Genomic DNA, 4,049 nt, shown 5'->3' with positions numbered 1-4,049 from the left:
CCGAACTGTGGATCGCCGATCGCAACTTCAGCACCCGGGCGATTCTTGCCGGGTGGCAGCGTCGCGGCAGCGCCTTCATCGTGCGGGAGCACGGCCGCAATCCGAGCCCCAGCGAGCTGGAGCCGTTACGCGAAATGGGCCGGGTCGAAACCGGCATCGTGTACGAGCAAGCGGTCAGCATCCCAGATGAATCGAACGCGCCGCTGGTGCTGCGGCGCATCGAGCTGCATCTGGATGGCGCCACCAAGGATGGTGACACCGTCATCCGCCTGCTGACCAATGTCCCGGCCGCCCATCTGACGGCCGAGGCCGTCGCCCGGCTATACCGGCGACGCTGGAGCATAGAGAATATGTTTCAGCGGCTGGAATCGGTGCTCAACAGTGAGATTCGTTCGTTGAGCCAACCGCGCGCGGCGCTGCTGGCCTTCGGCGTGGCGGCGCTCGCGTATAACGTACTGAGCGTGATTGCGACTGCGACTGCGGTGAGAATCCGGCATGAGCTGGATACCAGCGACATCGATCTCTCACCGTATTACCTCGCCAGCGAAATCCGGGCAACTTATGCCGGCATGATGATCGCGGTGCCGCCCGAGGTGTGGCAGGCCTATGACCTCCTCACCCCAGCTCAGCTCGGTCGCGAGTTGATCAAGATGGCGACGCACGTTGATCCCCGCGCGATGCGCAAACATACGCGGGGACCGAAAGCGCCGAAGAAGAAAGGCTATGTGGCCGGATGCGTAGCACGGCGGCACGTTTCTACCGCCCGTGTCATCAAGGCTGGACGTGTCGTCTAATCACCTTGAAAGGGGTGGGTCTTATGCCCCAGACGTGCCTCATCCTGACGCACAAAGGCGGCCGCTACGAGCTGAGCGTCAAACGCCGGACGAACGAAGCCGGCGAGCAAGTCAATTACCTGGCTGCCGACAGCTTGCAAAGCTATGTGACGGGCCTCTATCGAGCGGCTGGACTCAGGAGCGGATATAGCAGCCACTCTGGGAGGAGAACGTTTGCCAGCCGGCTTCTCGCGCAGGGGCACTCGCTCGATACCGTCCAACTGCTGCTCGGCCACTCCCACTTTTATCATATCTCCCCCTATCTGGAAGTCACCAAACGCGACTTCCGGGAGGCGTGCGCCGCTCTCGATCCCCTCTTTTATGGGGGTTGACGATAATCCCCGTTGGGGATATACGTGACCAGGGAAATTGGACCTTATACATTGGGATAAATGGGATCAAAGCAGAAGCTCTATCCGGCCACCCAGCAGGACTTACTTCGTGGGGCAATGAACCAGCTCGGGATGACGCGCGAAGAGTTCGCGGCACGCCTCAGCGTGTCCAAGCGAACGCTCGACAAGTGGCTCTTACCGAGTGAGTCCTCTGATTTCCGAGGCTTGCCAGAGATGGGCCGCGCATACATCCAGGAAATTCTGGCGTGGCACCACAATTCAAACTCAGTTTCAGGCTTGGTTCGATAGGACGTAAAAGACAACAACAAGAAGGTGAGCGCATATGGTTTGGAATAGGAACCAAAACAGTGGCCCCGGAGAGGGTCTCACGCCGCCGCCGGCACCGACGTAGATAGAGAAGCCGGTAGCTAGACTGGACCCGCGTGCAGAATGTGATCGCTTCCGCGCCACACTGCTGGCCCAGTCGGGCGCAAGCCCGACTTGGGGGACAACGCAGTATGCGATAGCCGAAGCGTGGCAGGGGGGCCGTGCGGGCTGCATCGCAACGTGAACACCGAGAAAAAACCATGAAAAAGAAGATTTTGATCTGTGTTTTGTTAGCGTTGGCAGGGTGCGATAGACAATCAGCTCACTTTCCAGATGGTGTCGTTGGCATTCTTCATGTTGATAGCGGCACTGATTACGTATTCCGGAGCACGCCTACCGAGATCGGCGGCGCATGTGTTGGATGGAACACCGTATCGATTCAGCGCCCAGGTCAGGATTCGACTGGCAAAACCAATTTGATGTGCTGGAAAGACGAGAGCGGCACTTTGCACACAGCAACAGAGCGCGGGGAAAGCCCCACCGTTGGCCCCATGTCTTCTGTTACCACGCCTTACTAGACGATATCGCTAAGGGTTTCGGGTATCAGGCTATGGCGTTTTACCAAGGAAAAACCGAGGCAGGAGAGCCAACATGCAACCGGGTTTCATGAGAACTGTTTTGGCAACGTTCGTTGTTTCGACTGCCCTCCTATCTTCTGGCTGCGCGATCGAGCGAGCGCAGACTGCCACAGCGGCACGATCGGCAATGATCGGCATGTCAAAGGGCGAGGTACTGGCCTGCATGGGAGTGCCGCAGACGAAAGCCGCCGAAAGCAATGTCGAAGTGTGGAGCTACGCATCTGGAAACGGACGAAGCGACACTTACTCGAATGGGTATTCGACAACCAACGCGGCGGCTGCGGGAGTCTCCCAAAGCACGCGCGTAGGGAACACCACGTATGGCGCGGCTGCCGTAGCAGGCAATAGTGACACGAGCAGCTTTGGATTTGCAACGCGCCGGAGCAGATCATGCACCGTCAACGTAGTGATGACGGACGGCAAGGTGTCACGGATGAATTACTCGGGGCCGACGGGCGGTGTGCTAACCCGAGGCGAACAGTGTGCATACGCCGTCGAGAACTGCCTGAAGTAATCGAAAAAGGAAAAAAAATGCTCGAACGCCTCTACGAATTTTTCCTCACCAAGCCTGTTCGTATCTTAGTTTTCGGAAAGGCAGTTCTGTCGTGTGGCTTCGCCTTGCTAATCGCTGGGATGTTCGGTGGCATCGCCACCACCTCAGTAAATTCCATCAAGAGCGTAGGTGGGCGTCAGGTAGCGAACGCAACTCTGGCGGAAGCCTACCCGGCATTTCCAACGTGGTGGATTCCAGAAACCGCTCTCGGCTACATCATTGCTGTGCTGTTGATATGCTCTGGCGTTGCAATTTGTGTCAGCGGCAAAAGATTGATTCGCGTGTTGGGTGACTGATCGCGTTGAAGTAGAAAAATAGGAAAAACTCATGAACGCATCAAGACAGGTTCCGGTACGCTCGGCCCCTGGGAGCAACGTGAGCTTGACTATGCCCGCACGACACAGCGCGCCGGATGGTTGCGACTCGCTCTCACGGCCGCCGAAAAGGCGCTCCTGGTCAGCCAACTGCCACCGGCCGAGTACGCGGCCGGCGCGAACTACGGCCAGCCTGTCGCTTAACGGAAAAGATCACCCTTCAAGACGAACCAGACTCATGCAAATCAAAGCCAGCCTCGTGGTCACCATTGCCTGCCTTGTCCTCGCCGCCTGTCATGAACGTTCTGTGCAGCCTGCCAAGGTCAACTCGGCGTCGTCTGCCGAGGTTAGCCCCGCCGCCACACCGACGCAACCGCAGGAGCCGGCGTATCGCCCCGTCGATCTCAAAGCTAGCGATCTCGATCTACAGCGAGTCAGTCTGCCGCCCGATGAGGTAAGGGATGCCCTGATGCGGTTCAATCCTTGGAAAGGCAAATTTGAAAGCGACGCCGCCTTTGCCAAACGCATGAGGGAGGTTGGTGGCGAACGACTGCTCGATGGGATCAAGATTGGCGACATAGTGGCTTTTCGTATTTCCAAGGCGTCGTTTCAGTATGATGCCAACAAGCAAGAGTGGCGTTACATTGTCAACCCGGCAAGTGTGGGGAGCCGCTTCAGCTACGTAGCTGTCTACGACGACATCCGGCCGTCAAGCGAGTTCTCCAGCTACCGCGACTACTTCGCCAAAAGGGGGATGGACATCACGTTCCGAAAGCAAATTCTCGTAGAAGTGCCGGCCCTCAAAGGCTACAGCGAGATGCAAGGCTTTCTGAAAGCGGGGCAAAGCCAGGCTCGTGATCTGGAAGACTCCATGACGGTGCTTCTGATCGGGAGGATTGAGCCCATCTCCTTATACAGAAGTCATGAGTCCTCAGCCCGTAGCGCCAGGATCATGAACGCAGCATCCATGGTTCGCTGCATGCCGATCCAGATCGTTTTGGCGCCGGGCTCGCCATCACTCTTGCGGCCCAGGAAACCACCCAGTGACGCGA

General features: G+C 57.8%; 5 protein-coding genes. 4 read left to right on the top strand and 1 reads right to left on the bottom strand.

Translation table 11 applies throughout. The features are described from left to right. The 4 genes from AC1DS6_RS42245 to AC1DS6_RS42230 form a co-directional block, all read left to right on the top strand. Positions 1-794 (top strand): transposase (locus AC1DS6_RS42245; protein WP_477104755.1); only part of this gene is annotated, 794 nt, incomplete at its 5' end. A gap of 23 nt (positions 795-817) precedes the next feature. Beyond that, positions 818-1,165 (top strand): tyrosine-type recombinase/integrase, encoded by a 348-nt coding sequence (locus tag AC1DS6_RS42240; RefSeq protein ID WP_477104754.1) that lies wholly within the window; start codon positions 818-820, stop codon positions 1,163-1,165. Positions 1,166-1,752: 587 nt separating this feature from the next. After that, positions 1,753-2,070 carry a hypothetical protein gene (locus AC1DS6_RS42235; RefSeq protein WP_477104753.1) on the top strand — a complete coding sequence of 106 codons (318 nt, stop codon included), beginning with the start codon at positions 1,753-1,755 and terminating at the stop codon, positions 2,068-2,070. A 591-nt stretch (positions 2,071-2,661) separates the two neighbouring features. Then, positions 2,662-2,979 carry a hypothetical protein gene (locus AC1DS6_RS42230; RefSeq protein WP_477104752.1) on the top strand — a complete coding sequence of 106 codons (318 nt, stop codon included), beginning with the start codon at positions 2,662-2,664 and terminating at the stop codon, positions 2,977-2,979. 939 nt (positions 2,980-3,918) lie between these two features. On the opposite strand, the gene AC1DS6_RS42225 is transcribed toward AC1DS6_RS42230, so the two are convergent. Then, a partial coding sequence (locus AC1DS6_RS42225) for an IS4 family transposase (protein WP_477104756.1) occupies positions 3,919-4,049 on the bottom strand: 131 nt, incomplete at its 5' end.

This window comes from Cupriavidus sp. 05L310 (assembly GCF_056398185.1).
Note: the sequence above shows the minus strand (reverse complement) of the source record. Positions and strands in the feature narration are given on the sequence as shown.